The sequence below is a fragment of the Nocardioides cremeus genome (genome assembly GCF_030518195.1).
In the GTDB taxonomy this organism is placed as follows: Bacteria; Actinomycetota; Actinomycetes; order Propionibacteriales; family Nocardioidaceae; genus Nocardioides; species Nocardioides cremeus.
In genome coordinates, this window is sequence record NZ_JAULSC010000011.1 from 67,247 (window position 1) to 84,047 (window position 16,801).

The window sequence follows — 16,801 nt, forward strand, 5'->3', positions numbered from 1 at the left end:
CGCGAAGGACCTCGGCCCGGGTGCGCGCCCACCCCGGGGGTGGGACCAGACTCGAGGGCATGAGCGAGGTGGACGTGGAGACGCGGGTGGACGTCGTGGTCGTGGGTGCCGGCATCGGCGGTCTCGCGACCGCCGACGTGCTGGTCGGCGCCGGGCACGACGTGGTGGTGCTGGAGGCCCGGTCGCGCACCGGTGGCCGTCTGCTCAGCACGCCCGACGGGCTCGACCTGGGCGCCACGTGGTGCTGGGACGGCGAGGAGCGGGTCCTGGCGCTGGCGCGCCGCCTCGGCGTGACGACGTACGCCCAGCACCTGGCCGGCGACACGGTCGTGGAGGACCTCAACGGCGTGCAGCGCCACCCCGGCAACCTCATCGACGTGCCGGCTCACCGCTACACCGGGGGCGCCGCCGCGCTCACCGACGCGCTGGCGGCCGGGCTGCCGCCCGGCTGCCTGCTGCTCGAGCACCCGGTGCGGCGGCTCGCGAGCGCGCCCGGCGACCGGCTCGAGGTGGAGTCGCGCGGGCGTCGCTGGCACGCCCGTCACGTCGTTCTCGCGCTGCCGCCTTCGGTCGCCGTCGACACCATGGAGCTGCCGGTCGAGCTGCCCGCGGAGCTGGTGCGCGTCGCGGGCGCGGTGCCGACGTGGATGGGCCAGGCGGCGAAGGTCGTGGCGGCCTACGACACGCCCTTCTGGCGCGACGCGGGCCTCGCGGGAGCCGGCGCCAGCCGGCTCGGGCCGGTGCAGGAGCTCCACGACATGTCGGGACCCGGCGGGGTGCCCGCCGCGATCTTCGGGTTCGCGCCCTCGGCGCTGCTGGGCACCGACGCGGAGGAACGGGTGCGCGCCCAGCTCGGGCGGCTCCTCGGGCCCCGCGGCGCGGAGCCCCGCAGCCTCACCGTCACCGACTGGAGCAGCGAGGCGTGGACCAGCCCGGCCGGTGCCGCCTCACGGCCGGCCGACCACTCGCTCTACGGCCACCCGCTGCTGCAGGCCCCGGCGCTGGGCGGGCGCCTGCACTGGGCCTCCACCGAGACCGCGGGGGCCTTCGCCGGCCACGTCGAGGGCGCGCTGCTGGCCGCCGAGCGGGCCGCCGCCGCGGTGGCCGGGGCCCCGTAGCTCAGTGGTAGCTCAGTGGTAGCTCAGTCGTCGCCGGCGACGTCGCGACCGTCGAGGGTGTGCGGGTCCTCGTCGATCGCCTCGACCGCGGGGGTGCGCTCGGGCTCCAGGCCCGGGCGCCGACGGTCGAGGTGCACCCCGGCGATCATGCAGCGCACCGAGCCGCCGGCCAGCTCGATGGTCGGGATCTCGACCGCGACGATCTCGCAGGACTCCTCGATGGCCGCGACCTGGTCGTCGCGCAGGCTGCGACGCGCCCGCGCCGACATCACCATGATGTAGCGGCGCCGGCCGTCCGGCGTACGACCGCACAGCTCGACGGCGTTGCCGGCGAACTCGCGGACCTGCTCCTCGGTCAGCTCCACGAGACGGCGGCCGTTGACGGTCAGCCGCTCGCGCACCGCCTCGCGGCGCACCTCGTCGGTGATCATCTCGAGGGCGAAGAGGGCCACGTCGGTGCCGATGCAGGCCATCACGTTGGTGTGGTAGACCGGCACGCCCGCGGCGTCGAAGGCGTCGAAGGCCATCGGCTCGTAGCCGAAGTCGGTGCAGAAGCGCTCGAGGACGTGGGTGTCGGCGCGGTGCGAGACGGCCGTGTAGGCCACCCGCGAGACGTGGTCGAGCACCATCGCGCCGGTGCCCTCGAGGAAGATGCCGTCGGGCTCGAGACCGGAGTAGTCGATGATCGTCTGCACCCGGTAGGACGACTTCAGCATCTCCAGCACGTCGGCGCGCCGCTCGTGGCGACGGTTGGAGGCGTACATCGGGTAGACCGCGACCTGGCCGCCGGCGTGGGTGGAGAGCCAGTTGTTGGGGAAGACGCTGTCGGGCCTGGTGTGGTCGCTGTCGGCGAAGACGTGCACACCCACGCCGGCCTCGCGCAGCGCCTCGGCCACCAGGTCCATCTCGGCCAGCGCCGCTGCCGCGGTCTGCTCGTTGCTCTGACCGGCGGGCACGTCGGCCTGGAAGGCGTTGTCGGCGGCCGTCGCGGGGTTGGGCACGAACTTCTCGGCTCGGACGAGGATGACAGCGGAAGGGGCCTGTGCGCTCACACCCCGGAACCTAGACGACGACGGCCCCGATCAGGCAGTCCGGGCCCTCAGGAACTGGCGCCGGCTCACGGGGAACTGGCGCCGGCTCGGGGTGAACTGGCGCCGGCTCGGGTGACCGGTCAGCCCAGCGCGCCGGCCAGGGCCACCGTGCCGGTCGCGGCCAGGCCGGCCAGCACCAGCACCCGGAACCGCTCGGGCGAGAGCCGCTGGAAGACCGCGTCGCCCAGGCGCCAGCCCAGCGGCATGCCCAGCAGGCCGGCGGCGGCCGCCACCAGCACCGTGGCGCCGACCTGGCCCAGCGCCACGAACGCGACGACCGCCACGGCGTCCTGCAGGCAGAAGGTGGCCTGCAGGGTGGCCCGGAACCGGTGCGGGGGCTCGTCACGCAGCGCCAGCACCAGCGGCGGGCCGTTCATGCCCGTCGAGGTCAGCAGCGCACCGCTGGTCACCCCGGCGCCCCACTGGGCGCTGCGGCCGGTGGGCAGCCGCGCCCCGGCCGCCAGCAGCGCGACCGTGCTCAGCAGCACCACCGCGATCACGACCGTGAGCGTCCGTTCCGAGGCCAGCAGCAGCACCGCGAGCCCGGCCGGCATCCCCAGGACGCCGGCCACGGTGAGGCGGCGTACGACGGGGGCGTCGGTGTGGCCGTGCTCGCGCCGCCAGGCCCCACCGGTGAGCACCATCCCGGCCACGGTCGCGGCCACCAGGGCCTCGCCCGGTCCGACCACGAAGCCCAGCAGCGGCACCGCGACCAGCGCGGAGCCGAAGCCGCTGGCGGCCTGGGCCAGCGCGGCCAGCACGAAGATCGCCACCGCCGCCAGGGCCACGACGACGAGTTCGCTCACGCACGGATCATGCCCTGGTGGGGCTCAGCGCGCGGTCGTGCCCCCGTCGCCGACGTACGCCGCGAGGTGCTGCCCGGTGAGGGTGCTCGCGTCGGCGACCAGCTGGGCCGGGGTGCCCTCGAAGACGACGCGGCCGCCCTCGTGCCCGGCCCCGGGACCCAGGTCGAGGATCCAGTCGGCGTGCGCCATCAAGGCCTGGTGGTGCTCGACGACGACCACGGAGCGGCCGGCGTCGACGATCCGGTCGAGCAGCCCGAGGAGCTGCTCGACGTCGGCGAGGTGCAGGCCGCTCGTGGGCTCGTCGAGCACCAGCACCCCACCCTTGTCCTTCAGGTGGGTGGCCAGCTTGAGCCGCTGCCGCTCACCGCCCGACAGCGTGGGCAGCGGCTGCCCGAGCCGCACGTAGCCCAGCCCGACGTCGACCAGGCGCTCGAGGACGGCGGAGGCCGCGGGGGTGCGCGCCTCGCCCTCGCCGAAGAGCAGGGACGCCTCGTCGACCGACATCGCCAGCACCTCGGCGATGTCGTGCCCGCCCAGGGTGTGCTCGAGCACCTCGGCGCGGAAGCGCCTGCCCCCGCACTCCTCGCAGGTGGACTCGACGGTCTCCATGATGCCCAGCTCGGTGTAGATCACGCCAGCGCCGTTGCAGGCGCCGCAGGCGCCCTCGGAGTTGGAGCTGAACAGCGCGGGCTTGACCCCGTTGGCCTTGGCGAAGGCCTTGCGGACCGGGTCGAGCAGGCCGGTGTACGTCGCCGGGTTGCTGCGCCTGGACCCGCTGATCGGCCCCTGGTCGACGACCACCACGTCGTCGCGGGCGGCGACGGAGCCGTGCACCAGCGAGGTCTTGCCGGACCCCGCGACCCCGGTGACCACGCACAGCACGCCGAGCGGGATGTCGACGTCGACGTCGCGCAGGTTGTGGGTGGCCGCGCCCCGGACCTCGATGGCCCCGGTCGGGGTCCGCACCGCGTCCTTGAGCCGGGCCCGGTCGTCGAGGTGGCGTCCGGTGACGGTGTCGCTGGCGCGCAGCCCGGCCACCGTGCCCTCGAAGCACACGGTGCCGCCGGCCGACCCGGCGCCCGGGCCGAGGTCGACGACGTGGTCGGCGATCGCGATGGCCTCCGGCTTGTGCTCGACGACCAGCACCGTGTTGCCCTTGTCGCGCAGGCGCAGCAGCAGCGCGTTCATCCGCTCGACGTCGTGGGCGTGCAGCCCGATGGTCGGCTCGTCGAAGACGTAGGTGACGTCGGTGAGCGAGGAGCCGAGGTGGCGGATCATCTTGGTGCGCTGGGCCTCTCCCCCGGACAGCGTGCCGGCGGGACGGTCGAGCGAGAGGTAGCCCAGGCCGATCTCCTCGAAGGAGTCCACGAGGTGCCGCAGGCCGGCGACGAGCGGCTCGACGCCCGGCTCGTCGACCTCGCGCAGCCACGCGGCCAGGTCGCTGACCTGCATCCGGCACAGGTCGGCGATGTTCGCGCCACGGATGCGCGACGACAGCGCCTCCCGGCTGAGCCGGGTGCCGTCGCACTCGGGACAGGTCGAGAACGTGGTGGCGCGTTCGACGAACCGGCGCACGTGCGGCTGCAGCGCCTCGAGGTCCTTGGACAGCATGGACTTCTGCATCTTCGGGATCAGGCCCTCGAAGGTCAGGTTGACCCCGTCGACCTGGATCTTGGTGGGCGGCGCGTGCAGGAGCGTGTCGAGCTCCTTCGCGGTGAAGCTGCCGATGGGCTTGTCCATCGGCAGTCCGGCGCCGGCGAAGATCCGGCCGTACCAGCCGTCCATGCTGTAGCCGGGCACGGTGAGCGCGCCGTCGGCCAGCGACCTGGTGTCGTCGTACAGCGCGGTGAGGTCGATGTCGCTGGTGCGGCCCGTGCCGTCGCAGCGCGGGCACATGCCGCCCTGGTAGACCGCCTCGCGGACCACGGTGCGCTGCTCGGCACCGCCCTTCTGCGACTTCATCACGCCGCTGGCGGTGCGGGTGGGCACGTTGAACGCGAAGGCGGTGGGCGGCCCGATCGAGGGCTTCCCGACACGGCTGAAGAGGATGCGGAGCATGGCGTTGGCGTCGGTGACCGTGCCCACGGTGGAGCGCGGGTTGGCGCCCATCCGCTCCTGGTCGACGACGATGGCCGTGGTCAGGCCCTCGAGGACGTCGACCTCCGGGCGCGCCAGGGTGGGCATGAAGCCCTGCAGGAACGCGCTGTAGGTCTCGTTGATCATCCGCTGCGACTCCGCGGCGATGGTGCCGTGCACCAGCGAGCTCTTGCCCGACCCCGAGACCCCGGTGAAGACCGTGAGCCGCCGCTTGGGCACCTCGACGCTGACGTCGCGCAGGTTGTTGACCCGCGCCCCCTGGACCCGGATCAGGTCGTGGCGGTCAGCGGCGGGACCACCCTCGTGGTCGGTTTGGGAATCCACCATGCGGGCCACAGTAAAGCCCATGAGCACCAACACCAGGGAGATCTCCGCGACGCCGACCGCCGTGTGGAAGGTGCTGGCCGACGGCTGGCTCTACCCGCTGTGGGTGGTCGGTGCCTCGCGGATGCGCGAGGTCGACGACACCTGGCCGGCGGTCGGCGCCAAGCTGCACCACTCGGTGGGCAGCTGGCCGCTGCTGGTCGACGACGAGACCGAGGTCCTCGAGTGCCGGCCCGAGGAGCTGCTGCAGGTGCAGGCCAAGGCCTGGCCCGGTGGCGAGGCCGGCGTGACGATCCACCTCGAGCCGCTCGGCACCGACCGCACCAAGGTGACCATCGAGGAGGACGCGAGCAGCGGCCCGGGCCGGTTGGTGCCCAAGCCGCTGCGCGACCTGCCGCTGACCTGGCGCAACACCGAGACCTTGCGCCGGCTGGCGTTCATCGCCGAACGTCGGCACTGACCTCCAGGTCGGCGTCGGTGCGCTCGCGCACCTCGTCCTCGGTGACGTCGGGGGCGAGCTCGACCAGCCGGAAGCCGCTGCCGGTGACGTCGAGGACGCCGAGGTCGGTGATCACCCGGTGCACGACGGCCTTGCCGGTCAGCGGCAGCGTGCACTCGCGCACCAGCTTGGCCGAGCCGTCGCGGGCGGTGTGCTCCATCAGCACGATGACGCGCCGGGCGCCGTGCACCAGGTCCATCGCGCCGCCCATGCCCTTGACCATCGCGCCGGGCACCATCCAGTTGGCCAGGTCGCCGTTGCCGGCCACCTGCATGCCACCCAGGATCGCGGCGTCGACCTTGCCGCCCCGGATCATCGCGAACGAGGTGGCGGAGTCGAAGTACGACGCCCCGCGGCGCAGCGTCACGGTCTCCTTGCCGGCGTTGATCAGGTCGGGGTCCTCGGTGCCGGCGACCGGGTAGGGCCCCACGCCCAGGATCCCGTTCTCCGACTGCAGCACCAGCTCGACCCCGTCGGGCACGTGGTCGGGCACCTTGGTGGGCAGCCCGATGCCGAGGTTGACGTAGGAGCCGTCCTCGAGCTCGGCGGCCGCGCGCGCGGCCATGTCGTCCCTGCTCCAACCCATCAGCGGGCCTCCCTCACGGTGCGCTTCTCGATCCGCTTGTCAGCGGCCTGGTCGGGGGTCAGCTCGACCACCCGCTGCACGAACACCCCGGGGGTGTGCACCTCGGCCGGGTCGATCTCGCCGGGCTCGACGAGGTGCTCGACCTCGGCGATGGTGACCCGCCCGCACATCGCGGCCGGCGGGTTGAAGTTGCGGGCGGCGTCCTTGTAGACGAGGTTGCCGTGCCGGTCGCCCTTCCAGGCGCGCACCAGGCCGACGTCGGCGTGGATGGCGTGCTCGAGCACGTGCTCCTGGGGACCGTCGGGCGTGGGCAGCACCTGCGTCTGCTTGGCCGGCGAGGCGATCGAGACGCTGCCGTCGGCGGCGTAGCGCCACGGCAGGCCGCCCTCGGCGACCTGGGTGCCGACGCCGGTGCGGGTGAAGAAGGCGCCGATGCCCGCTCCCCCGGCCCGCATCCGCTCGGCGAGCGTGCCCTGCGGGGTCAGCTCGACCTCGAGCTCGCCGGAGAGGTACTGGCGGGCGAACTCCTTGTTCTCCCCGACGTACGACGCGACCATGCGGCGCACCCGCCCGGCGCCGAGCAGGAGCCCGAGGCCCCAGTCGTCGACACCGGCGTTGTTGGAGACCAGCTCGAGGTCGTCGACGCCCGACTCGAGCACGGCCTGGATGAGCACGGAGGGGATGCCGCAGAGGCCGAAGCCACCGACGACGAGGGTGGAGCCGGAGGCGATGTCGGCGACGGCCTCGGCGGCCGACCCGATCGTCTTGTCGATCATCAGCTGTTCACCGACCTGTCTGGTTGGAGGGGCGGGGCCAGGGTAAGGGCGTGGGGCGGCTCACGTCGCGGTCCACCCGCCGTCCATGACGTGCGAGGTGCCGGTGATCGAGGCCGAGTGCGGTCCGCACAGCCAGGCCACCAGGCCGGCGACCTCCTCGGGCTCCACGAGGCGCTTGACGGGGGTGCGGGCCAGCAGGACCTCGTCGACGACGCGGTCCTCGGGCAGGTCGTGGACCCGTGCCTGGTCGGCGATCTGGCCTTCGACGAGCGGGGTGCGCACGTAGCCGGGGCACACGGTGTTGGAGGTGACCCCGCGCCCGGCACCCTCCACGGCCAGCACCTTGGAGAGGCCCTCGAGGCCGTGCTTGGCCGAGACGTAGGCCGACTTGTAGGCCGAGGCGCGCAGCCCGTGCACGCTCGAGACGTGCACCAGGCGGCCCCAGCCGCGCTCGTACATGCCGGGCAGCGCCCGGCGGGCGAGCAGGAACGGTGCGCGCAGCATCAGGTCGTGGACCTGCTGGAACTTGGCGGGGTCGAGCTCGTGCACCGGCGCGACGTGCTGGACGCCGGCGTTGTTGACGAGGATGTCGACGTCGAGGTCGAGGGCCTCGATGGCCTCGGGGTCGGTCAGGTCGACGCCCACGGCGCTGCCACCCACCCGGGCGGCGACCTTCGCGGCGGCGTCCTCGTCACGGTCGACGACCACGACGTGGGCGCCCTGGGCGGCCAGGGCCTCGACGACGGCGGCGCCGATGCCCCCGGCTCCACCGGTGACGAGGGCGCGCCGGCCCTCCAGGGACGCGGGCGTGGCGGCGGTCACAGAGCTCATGCCGCTCACCGTAGGAGCCCGGCCCGCCACGGGCCATGTGCCCGGCCACCACCATCTGCTCCACGCTGTGTGCCGCGGCCACATCCCGCCATCGGCGGGTCAGTCCACGCGCTCCCGCGACCGCAGCCGGGCCACCCGCAGCGCCAGCTGCAGGTCGAGGGCGGCGTCGGGCTCGCGCCAGCGCGCCCCCAGCAGGTCGGTCACCCGGTCGAGGCGCTGGGCGACGGTGTTGGGGTGCACGTGCAGCCGCTCGGCGGCGGCCCGGGACCGGCCACCCTCCGCGAACCACGCCTCCAGGGTGACCACCAGGTCGGTGCCGCGCCGCCGGTCGTGGTCGAGGACCGGGCCCAGCGCACGTTCCACGAAGTCGTCGAGCTCGCCGGGGCCGCTGGTGCCGAGCAGCAGCCGGGTCACCCCGAGGGCGCCCGGGTCGGCGCACTCCCCCGTGCGGCCCAGTGCCAGCAGCGCCTCGAGGCAGCGGCGCGCCTCGTCGTACGCCGCCGGCAGCGCGCCGTCGAGGGGCTGCACGGGCCCGTGGGCCACCCCGAGCGTCACCGGCTCGCCGCAGGTCTCGGCCAGCGCGGCGCGCAGCCGCTGGCCGACGACCTGGGCGTCGTCGTGGGCGGGCACCAGCAGCACCGGTCGGCCGCGGTGCTCGACGGCCAGGCCGTCGGCGGCGCGGGCCAGGCGGGCGGCGGTGCGCACCGCGCGGTGCCGCTCCCCCGCGGGCACCTCCGCGACCGCGACCACGCAGCCGGCGTCGAGGCGCAGCCGCTGGCTCCGGGCACGCTGCCGCAGCCGGGCCGGGTCGGCGTCGCCGCCCTCGATCAGGTCGGTGAGCAGCGCGCCGCCCAGCCGCTCCTCGGCCTCGTCGACCGAACGGGCGAAGAGCAGCACCAGGCCGGCGACGATCGCACCGCGCTCGAGCGTGCGCCGCCCGGCCCGGTCGAGGGACGGGCCGCCGTGCACCAGCACGGTCGCCAGGTGCTCCTGGCCCGCCAGGGCGGGGGCGAGGTAGCCGTCGTCGAGCTCCACCGAGTGGCCCGAGGCGACCGCCTGGTCGAGCGCGGCTCGGCCCGGACCGGGCCCGGGGGCGGGCTCGCCGGCCAGCACCTGGCCGTCGGCGTCGAGGACCGCGACCCGGCTGCCGCCCAGCACCTCGCCCAGCACCGCGACCACCTCGGCGAGGGTGCTGCGGTGCAGCAGCAGACCGGTCAGCTGGTCGTGGGCCCGAGCCGCCTCCTCGACCGCGTCGGCCTGGGCACGCAGCTGCGCGTTGGCCTCGTCGAGGTCGGCGAAGAGCCGGGCGTTCTCGAGCGCCACGCTCGCGTGGGCGGCGAACGAGGTCAGCAGCGAGACCTCCTCGGGCGGGAAGGGCCGCACCGTGCGGTGGGTGGCCAGCAGCGCGCCGATCACCCGTCCCTCGAGCACGAGCGGCACCCCGAGGATCGCGCGGATCCCCTCGTCGGCCACGGCGTCGTCGACGAAGCGGCGGTGCACGAAGCGCTCGTCGTGCTGGTAGTCGGAGGTGAAGTACGGCGCCCCGGTCTGGGCGACCAGCCCCAGCAGCCCGGTGCCCAGCGGCAGCCGCAGCGTGCGGAACTCCGCCGACAGCGCCCCGTCGGTGACCTTCATGTACGACGCCCCCTCGCCCTCGTCGTTGAGCGAGAGGTAGGTCATGTCGGCCTTGAGCAGCTGGCGGGCACGGCGCACGATCGCGCTCAGGATGGCGTTGACGTCGCGGATCGCGGTCAGGTCGCTGGCGGTGTCGTAGAGCGCCGAGAGCTCGGCCTCGCGGGAGCGCTGGCGCGCGATCAGCTCGCGCAGCCGCAGGGCGACGTCGTACGAGCGGCGGGCCTCGGGGTCGTCGCCCGCCGCCTCGACGAGCCGGTCGAAGTCGGCGCGCGGCGCCTCGTCGTACAGCAGGTCGAGCAGGGTGCGGGCCACCCTCGCATCATGCCGGAGGTTTGGGCCTGCCGGCGCCAGGGGTAGAGGAGGGCTGGAGCTCGGGACCCGCCTCCACACGCAGCCCGCCTCTCGGGCGCGGGCTGCGTCGGCGTCACCTCCAGGTGCCGCTGGTGCAGCCGGTCGCGTAGGTGAACGCCGGCGCGGTCCACGACCGGAGCGCCGAGTCGATGCGCAGCGTGTAGCTGCCGTCCCGCCCGCCGAAGCGGAAGCCGCCGCGGTAGGACAGGGTCGCGGTCTTCGCGGTGGTGGTGATCGAGTCGACGGGCTCGTTGTCGCGCACCAGCGTGTAGGTGTGGCTGTAGGGCTGGCCCGCGGGGCCCGGGTCGGTGAAGCCGTCGACCGTGATCGTGAAGCCCTCGCGGAAGAAGGTCGAGGTGCAGGACTGGGTGCCCTGCACCGCGGATGGCGCCACCAGCGAGGCAGCCCCGACAGCGAGTCCCGAGGCCTTCGGCGTCGAGAACCCGGCGAACGCGATCTGCGGCGCGACCAGCAGGAACGCGGCCACGAGCAGCACCGTCACGGCGCGTCGAGCGCGGTCGATGGCCTGCATCAGTGGTCTCCTCGGGGGTAGTGCTCAGTGGGGCTCCCTAACAGGCCCTACTCTGTCGTCATCTTTGCAAGGCCCCTTGAGCCTGACCGCAAGGTTTCCGCAAGCCCGTCGAGGCGCCCCCAGGCCTCGATGTCGAGGAGGAACTGACCATGACCCAGGACGCTCCCGAGCGCCGCGCGCTGGTCGTCGAGGACGACGAGGACATCCGGTCGCTGATCGAGTTCACCCTCGGCACGCAGGGCTTCGCGGTGACCGCCGTCGACTCCGGCCCCAAGGCGATCGAGGCGGTCCGGGCCGAGGAGCCCGACCTGATCACCCTCGACCTGGGACTGCCCGGCATCGACGGCATCGAGACCTGCCGGCGCCTGCGCGAGCTGACCGACGCCTACGTCGTGATGATCACCGGGCGCGACGACGAGATCGACCGGTTGCTCGGTCTCGAGACCGGCGCCGACGACTTCCTGACCAAGCCGTTCTCGGTGCGTGAGCTCAAGGCCCGGGTCAACGCGCTCTTCCGGCGCCCCCGGCGGGTCGAGCCGCGTGGGCTGGCCGCGCCGGTCACCACCCCCGACGGCACCGGCCCCGTGGGCACCGCGGCCGACCCGGCGCCCGCGCCGGTGCAGACGCTGCCCGACCACGAGCTGCTCGAGCACGGCCCGCTGCGCGTCGACGTCGACGGGCGCCGCGCCTTCCACGGCGACACCGAGCTGACCCTGACCCGCACCGAGTTCGACCTGCTCACCGAGCTGATGCGGACCCCCGCTCGGGTCTGGACCCGCGAGGCGCTGCTGCGCTCGGTGTGGGGCACCGACTGGGCCACCGACACGCACCTCGTCGAGGTGCACGTCGGCAACCTGCGCCGCAAGATCGAGGCCGGCCAGCAGGGCGTGCGCCTGATCCGCACCGTGCGCGGTGTCGGCTACCGCATGGAGACGCTGTCCGCCTGACCCGGACCGGTCGCCGGGCCCGGCTCAGCGGTTCTCGCCGGTGCGCTGGGTGGCGTCGAAGGTGAACGTGACGGTGCCGGAGGCGCCCTGCAGGTTGTTGCCCGCCTCCAGCGGCAGGGCCAGGGTGACCCGGAGGTTGGCGGCGGCGCCCGTGCCGTTGACGGCGTTGAGGGTCGCGGCCGGCAGCACCTGACCGGTCATCGGCACGGCGCGCTGGGTGAGCACGGGGCTGGTGGTGCCGCCACAGGTCAGGGCCATCGTGGTGCCGACCTTGGTCCACGGCACCGAGCACTGCTCGACGGTCATCTTGAGGCCGTTGGCGTCGCTGGCCAGCAGTCCGCCGCCGGAGGTGCTCAGGGTCACCGACCCGAAGGTCTCGCTGCCGGCGGCGCGGGTCAGCTGGACGGCACGCTGGGCGGAGTCGCCGGGGACCATGCCGGTCGCCGGCACGTTGAAGCCCTGGTTCTGGTTGGCCAGGCCCAGCTCGATGCGCCCGGCCGAGACCGACTCCGTCGCCGAGGTCGACGACGTGAACGAGCCGTAGGTGCCCAGGCCGGCCACGGCCGCCGCGCCGGCGACGAGCGCCAGCGACGCCGCGAACCGGCTGCCGGCGCCGCTGCGGGAGCGGGTGGCGCGGCGTCGGGGGCTCGGGCGGCGGTGCGATCCGGGGCGGGTCATGGGAGCACTCCAGGTGGAAGGGGGGCTGACAGGTTGAACTCTGCCGCCACGGCCGCAAGCCGGGCGCAGGGAAGCCCACGCTCGAACGGTGGGTTTGCTCAAGGAAGACGCAAGGCGCGTCAGGAGGCGATGTCGGCCAGCGCCCGGGAGGTCTGCCGGGCCGTGCTCGAGAGGCGGCGTACGGCGCGTCGGGCACCGACCGTGTCGGCCACGCGCACGTGCTGCTCGACGTCCTGGGCCAGGTCCGCCAGCGCGACGGCGCCGACGGTGGTGGCGGAGGTGCGCAGGCTGAGCACCGCGTCCATCAGGGCGTCGTGGTCCTCGACCTCGAGGGCGGTCAGGACGCGCTCCACGCGGCCCGGGAGCATCCGGAGGTAGGTGCCGACGAATCGGTCGACGAAGGCGCGGTCACCGAGGTCCGTGCCCAGCTGGGTGATCACAGCGGTGTCGAGGACGCGCATCGGTGTGGCTCCTTCGACGCCCTGCTGGGCCGGTGGGTGGATGGTGGTGGCGAAGGAGACGGATTGTGCCGTGCGGCCGCCGCTCCCTCCGCGGCGGCCACACGTGTCTCCGGCTCGAGGCCGGAGCGATCAGCCTCAGCGGGCCTCGGCGGCGCGCTGGGTGGCGTCGAAGACGAACTTCACGGTGTCTGTCTTGAGCTGGAAGGTGTTGTCGGCCGCCTGCGGCAGGGCCAGGGTGATCCGCAGGTTCGAGACCTTCGCGGTCCCGTTCAGCGCCGCGGTGACCTGGGCCAGGTCGCGGTTCGCACCGATCACGGGCACCGAGGACACGATCGAGGTGACCTCGCCACCACAGGTCATCCGCTTGGACTCAGCGGCCTTGACCCACGCCGTGGCGCACTGGTCGATGGACAGCTGCAGACCGTTCTTGGCGTCGCTGGTCAGGATCGAGGGCGCCGCAGCAGCCGAGGTCGTGGTCAGCGCCACCGACCCGAACCCCTCGGTGGCACCCGCGCGGGTCAGCTGCACCGCACGCTCCACCGTGTCACCGGGCACCAGACCGACCGCGGCCATGTCCAGGCCCTGCGTGCCCTGACCGGCCAGCTCGATCTTGGTCTCCCCCGACGCCACCGCCTCCGTCGCGTCGGTCGAGGAGGTGAACGAACCGAACGTGCCCAGACCCGCCACCGCGGTCGCACCAGCGACCAGCGCCACCGACGCGACGACACGAGTGAGGGACTTGCGCGAGGAGGAGATGTTCGAGGCCATGAGGGAGGTCCTTGTCTAGAGGCCGGCGACGGTGCCGGACCGGGGCGATGAACAGAACTCTGCAGCCCGCACCTCAAGCCACCACCCGGCAAAGACCCCCCGTTCCCACAAGCAATCCGCAAGACCGCGCGAACCGGCGCCAGTTCCGCGCGAGCCGGCGCCAGTTCCCCGCGAGCCGGCACCACTTCCCCGCGACCCGGCGCCACTTCCTCCGCGGGGGCAGGACGACCTCAGCGCAACGAGATGACCGGGCCGGCACCCGCGGCCCCGCACCCGCCCTGGTCAGGGCGGGGGCGGGTGCGGCCCCCGCCAGCTCCGCACCTGCTCGGGCAGGGGGGTGCCGCAGGTTCGGAGCTGGGGGTGACGGCTCAAGGTAGAGGCCCGCTTCCAGCCGGCGATTCGTCCGCGGGGGTGCAGTCAGGCAGCCGTTCCCCGTGTGCGCAGACCCTCACGAGTCGGCGCCACTTCCCGGCGTAGGCCGCCCGCTCCCGGAACTCACGCCGGCTCGTCAGGAAGTCACGCCGGCTCGCGGAGCTGCCCCGCCGAGCGGGCGGCCGAAAACGCAGCAACCGCCCGGGTCCTGGTCGGACCCGGGCGGTGCGGTGGTGCGGGAGGTGGTGGCTCAGGCCTCGTCGGCGGGGGCGGGCTCGTCGTCCTCGTCGTCGCCGGACCAGATGCGGCCCAGGCCGAGGAGAAGGACCGCGCCCAGGGCGCCGTACAGGATCACGTCGTTGAGGACCGGGGTGCGCAGGGCGCGGATCACGGAGCCGACCTTGGGGATGACGGCCTGGACCTCCCAGACCGACTCGCCCTCGAGGGTCGCGACCCACGGGTCGACGTTGGGGTTGTTGTCGCCCTTGGTGCGCACGGCGACCGAGCCGTCCTCGCCGCGGATGACCTCGGTGATGCGGTGGGTCTCGACGCGGTGGTCCTCGATCGGGATGTGGTAGGTGATCACGTCACCGACGGCCACGTCGGCGACCGGTCGTTCGGCGGTCACCACCACGTCGCCGACCATGATGCCGGGCTCCATCGAGCCGGTGAGCATCGTGGCGGTGCGGTAGCCCAGCACGTGCGGGCCGACGGCGAAGAACAGGAAGAAGGCGAGCGCGGCCACGACCAGCAGCGAGGTGACGACCCGGCCGAGCCGACGCAGGACCCGAGCCGTACGCCGGACGGGGCGCCGCGGTGCGGGGGCCGGCGAGGTGCCGCCGGCGGTGACCGGGGTCGTGCTGCGACGCGGAGCCATGGTGCGCACCGAGGTGGTGGTGGCGCGGTGACGGCCGACGACCAGGGGAACGGCGGGGCTGCTCATGATCCGGCTCCTGCGAGGTGGGGGTGTGGGAGGTGCGAGTGAGGGAGGTGTGACGTGCGGCCGCCGCTCCCTCCGCGGCGGCCACACGTCGGGCGGGCCGTGACCGGTCCGTCCGATGAGCAGAACTCTGCTCCCTCGACCTCAAGCCCTCCCCCGGGAAACCCGCGACGTTGTCTCAAGGAACTCGCAAGAGGACGTCGGAGCCTGGTCGTGGTGTCCATCCGGGCCGGGCGTCGGCGGCCCGGCCCGGATGGAGATCGAGACGGTCGGCAGGAGCGACCGTGGGTCAGCGGGCCTCGGCGGTGCGCTGGGTGGCGTCGAAGACGAACTTCACGGTGTCGGTCTTGAGCTGGAAGGTGTTGTCGGCCGCCTGGGGCAGGGCCAGGGTGATCCGCAGGTTCGAGACCTTCGCGGTCCCGTTCAGCGCCGTGGTGACCTGGGCCAGGTCGCGGTTCGCACCGATCACGGGCACCGCGGAGACGATCGAGGTGACCTCGCCACCACAGGTCATCCGCTTGGAGTCGGCGGCCTTGGCCCACGCGACCGAGCACTGGTCGATGCTCAGCTGCAGGCCGTTGACCTTGTCGCTGGTCAGGATCGAGGGCGCCGTATCCGCCGAGGTCGTGGTCAGCGCCACCGACCCGAAGCCCTCGGTGGCACCCGCACGGGTCAGCTGCACCGCACGCTCCACCGTGTCGCCCGGCACCAGCCCGACCGCAGCCATGTCCAGGCCCTGCGTGCCCTGACCGGCCAGCTCGATCTTCGTCTCACCCGAGGCCACCGCCTCAGTCGCCTCAGTGCTGGAGGTGAACGAACCGAACGTGCCCAGACCGGCCACTGCGGTCGCGCCGGCGACCAGCGCCACCGAGGCGACGACACGAGTGAGGGACTTGCGCGAGGACGAGATGTTCGAGGCCATGAGGGAAGTCCTTGTCTAGAGGCCGGCGACAGTGCCGGTCCGGGGGCGATGAACCAAACTCTGCAGCCCCCACCTCAAGCCACCACCCGGCAAAGACCCCCCGTTCCCACAAGCAACCCGCAAGACCACAAGACCAGCCCCGACCCGGCCGGTTCGAACCAGCCGACTCGCGACCCGGCCGGTTCAAACGAGCCGACTCGCGGCGTACCCCGCCGTACGCCAGGAACTCACGCCGGCTCGGCAGGAACTCGTGCCGGCTCGGCAGGAGCTCGTGCCGGCTCGCGAGTCAGTTCAGGGGGCGCATCGAGTCGGGCACCCCGCCGCCGCGATGCACCTCCTCGACCAGCTCCTGGAGCGCCGTCAGCGCGACCCGCTGCGGCATCGGGCCGTAGGAGACGCGGGCGACCCCCAGCTCCTCGAGCCGGTCGAGCGGCGGGTTGCCGGGCACCCCGATGAGGGTCAGGCGCTGCGGGCCGAAGGCGTCGACCAGGGTCACGACCTCCTCCTCGCTCAGCCGCCCCGGCACGAAGACCGCGGGCGCACCGGCGTCGAGGAACGCCTTGCCCCGCTCGACCGCGTCGCCCAGGACGGCGCCGCGGTCGCGGTCGCCGGCCAGCACGAACGCGTCGGTGCGGGCGTTGAGCACGAAGTCGATGCCCTCGTCGTCGGCCGCGGCCACGACGTCCTCGACGATCGTCGCGGCCTCGAGCAGCGGGCGCATCTGGTCCTCGATGTTGGCGCCGACGATGCCCACGCCCAGCGCCTTGCGCACCGTCTCGACGGGGTGGCCGTAGCCCGCCTCGAGGTCGGCGCTGACGGGCAGGTCGGTGGCCGCCGCGATCCGGCCGCAGGCCTCGATCATCAGGTCGACCGGGATCTTCTCGCCGTCCTCGTAGCCGTACGACGCCGCGATCGAGTGGCTGGCGGTGGCCAGCGCGGTGGTGCCGATGCCGTCGGCGACGACACGGGCGCTGATCACGTCCCACACGTTGACGACGGTGAGCAGGGTCGGGTCGCGGTGCAGCCCGAGCAGGTGCGTGGCCTTGTCCTGGAGCTCGCTCATCGGC

Annotated in this window: 17 protein-coding genes; 3 read left to right on the forward strand and 14 right to left on the reverse strand. The window is 73.5% G+C overall.

What is annotated here, in order from left to right; all coding sequences use genetic code 11:
- The first annotated feature begins 59 nt into the window (after positions 1–59).
- Positions 60–1,118 (forward strand): flavin monoamine oxidase family protein, encoded by a 1,059-nt coding sequence (locus QWJ41_RS12355; protein WP_302708581.1) that lies wholly within the window; start codon positions 60–62, stop codon positions 1,116–1,118.
- Between the two features lie 23 nt (positions 1,119–1,141).
- Here QWJ41_RS12355 and ctlX read toward each other — a convergent pair whose 3' ends face one another.
- From ctlX to QWJ41_RS12370, 3 genes are all read right to left on the reverse strand, one after another.
- Entirely contained in the window at positions 1,142–2,170 is a 1,029-nt protein-coding gene (gene ctlX, locus QWJ41_RS12360; protein WP_302708583.1) for a citrulline utilization hydrolase CtlX, read from the reverse strand.
- 119 nt (positions 2,171–2,289) lie between these two features.
- A complete protein-coding gene (locus QWJ41_RS12365; RefSeq protein WP_302708585.1) occupies positions 2,290–3,015 on the reverse strand; it encodes a sulfite exporter TauE/SafE family protein in 726 nt (241 codons plus the stop codon).
- A gap of 24 nt (positions 3,016–3,039) precedes the next feature.
- Positions 3,040–5,439 (reverse strand): ATP-binding cassette domain-containing protein, encoded by a 2,400-nt coding sequence (locus QWJ41_RS12370; protein ID WP_302708587.1) that lies wholly within the window; start codon positions 5,437–5,439, stop codon positions 3,040–3,042.
- A 19-nt stretch (positions 5,440–5,458) separates the two neighbouring features.
- On the opposite strand from QWJ41_RS12370, the gene QWJ41_RS12375 reads away from it, so the two are divergent.
- The gene (locus QWJ41_RS12375) at positions 5,459–5,896 is read left to right on the forward strand and encodes an SRPBCC family protein (RefSeq protein WP_302708589.1); all 438 of its coding nucleotides are present in this window, start codon (positions 5,459–5,461) and stop codon (positions 5,894–5,896) included.
- Here QWJ41_RS12375 and QWJ41_RS12380 read toward each other — a convergent pair.
- The 5 genes from QWJ41_RS12380 to QWJ41_RS12400 form a co-directional block, all read right to left on the reverse strand.
- Positions 5,874–6,521, reverse strand: a complete 648-nt coding sequence (locus tag QWJ41_RS12380; RefSeq protein WP_302708590.1) for a 3-oxoacid CoA-transferase subunit B — start codon at positions 6,519–6,521, stop codon at positions 5,874–5,876. The genes QWJ41_RS12375 and QWJ41_RS12380 overlap by 23 nt on opposite strands.
- The gene (locus QWJ41_RS12385) at positions 6,521–7,297 is read right to left on the reverse strand and encodes a CoA transferase subunit A (protein ID WP_369292731.1); all 777 of its coding nucleotides are present in this window, start codon (positions 7,295–7,297) and stop codon (positions 6,521–6,523) included. Before QWJ41_RS12385 ends, QWJ41_RS12380 begins: the two co-directional genes overlap by 1 nt.
- A 60-nt stretch (positions 7,298–7,357) precedes the next feature.
- Positions 7,358–8,128: a 3-hydroxybutyrate dehydrogenase gene (locus tag QWJ41_RS12390; RefSeq protein WP_302708592.1), complete on the reverse strand. Its 771-nt coding sequence runs from the start codon at positions 8,126–8,128 to the stop codon at positions 7,358–7,360.
- A gap of 99 nt (positions 8,129–8,227) precedes the next feature.
- Positions 8,228–10,075, reverse strand: a complete 1,848-nt coding sequence (locus tag QWJ41_RS12395; RefSeq protein ID WP_302708594.1) for a helix-turn-helix domain-containing protein — start codon at positions 10,073–10,075, stop codon at positions 8,228–8,230.
- Between the two features lie 112 nt (positions 10,076–10,187).
- Entirely contained in the window at positions 10,188–10,646 is a 459-nt protein-coding gene (locus QWJ41_RS12400) for a hypothetical protein (RefSeq protein ID WP_302708596.1), read from the reverse strand.
- Between the two features lie 149 nt (positions 10,647–10,795).
- Here QWJ41_RS12400 and QWJ41_RS12405 point away from each other — a divergent pair, with 149 nt between their 5' ends.
- Positions 10,796–11,593 carry a response regulator gene (locus QWJ41_RS12405; RefSeq protein WP_302708598.1) on the forward strand — a complete coding sequence of 266 codons (798 nt, stop codon included), beginning with the start codon at positions 10,796–10,798 and terminating at the stop codon, positions 11,591–11,593.
- Between the two features lie 24 nt (positions 11,594–11,617).
- Here the strand turns inward: QWJ41_RS12405 and QWJ41_RS12410 are convergent, their stop codons facing one another.
- The 6 genes from QWJ41_RS12410 to QWJ41_RS12435 form a co-directional block, all read right to left on the reverse strand.
- Positions 11,618–12,271, reverse strand: a complete 654-nt coding sequence (locus QWJ41_RS12410) for a hypothetical protein (RefSeq protein ID WP_302708600.1) — start codon at positions 12,269–12,271, stop codon at positions 11,618–11,620.
- 119 nt (positions 12,272–12,390) lie between these two features.
- Complete coding sequence (locus tag QWJ41_RS12415) at positions 12,391–12,732, reverse strand: Hpt domain-containing protein (protein ID WP_302708602.1); 342 nt, start codon at positions 12,730–12,732, stop codon at positions 12,391–12,393.
- Positions 12,733–12,867: 135 nt separating this feature from the next.
- Positions 12,868–13,500: a hypothetical protein gene (locus tag QWJ41_RS12420; protein WP_302708604.1), complete on the reverse strand. Its 633-nt coding sequence runs from the start codon at positions 13,498–13,500 to the stop codon at positions 12,868–12,870.
- A 622-nt stretch (positions 13,501–14,122) separates the two neighbouring features.
- A complete protein-coding gene (locus QWJ41_RS12425; protein WP_302708606.1) occupies positions 14,123–14,815 on the reverse strand; it encodes a signal peptidase I in 693 nt (230 codons plus the stop codon).
- 286 nt (positions 14,816–15,101) lie between these two features.
- Positions 15,102–15,734, reverse strand: a complete 633-nt coding sequence (locus QWJ41_RS12430) for a hypothetical protein (RefSeq protein ID WP_302708607.1) — start codon at positions 15,732–15,734, stop codon at positions 15,102–15,104.
- 286 nt (positions 15,735–16,020) lie between these two features.
- On the reverse strand, positions 16,021–16,797 hold the full coding sequence (locus tag QWJ41_RS12435) for an isocitrate lyase/PEP mutase family protein (RefSeq protein WP_302708609.1): 777 nt from the start codon (positions 16,795–16,797) through the stop codon (positions 16,021–16,023).
- Positions 16,798–16,801: the final 4 nt, after the last annotated feature.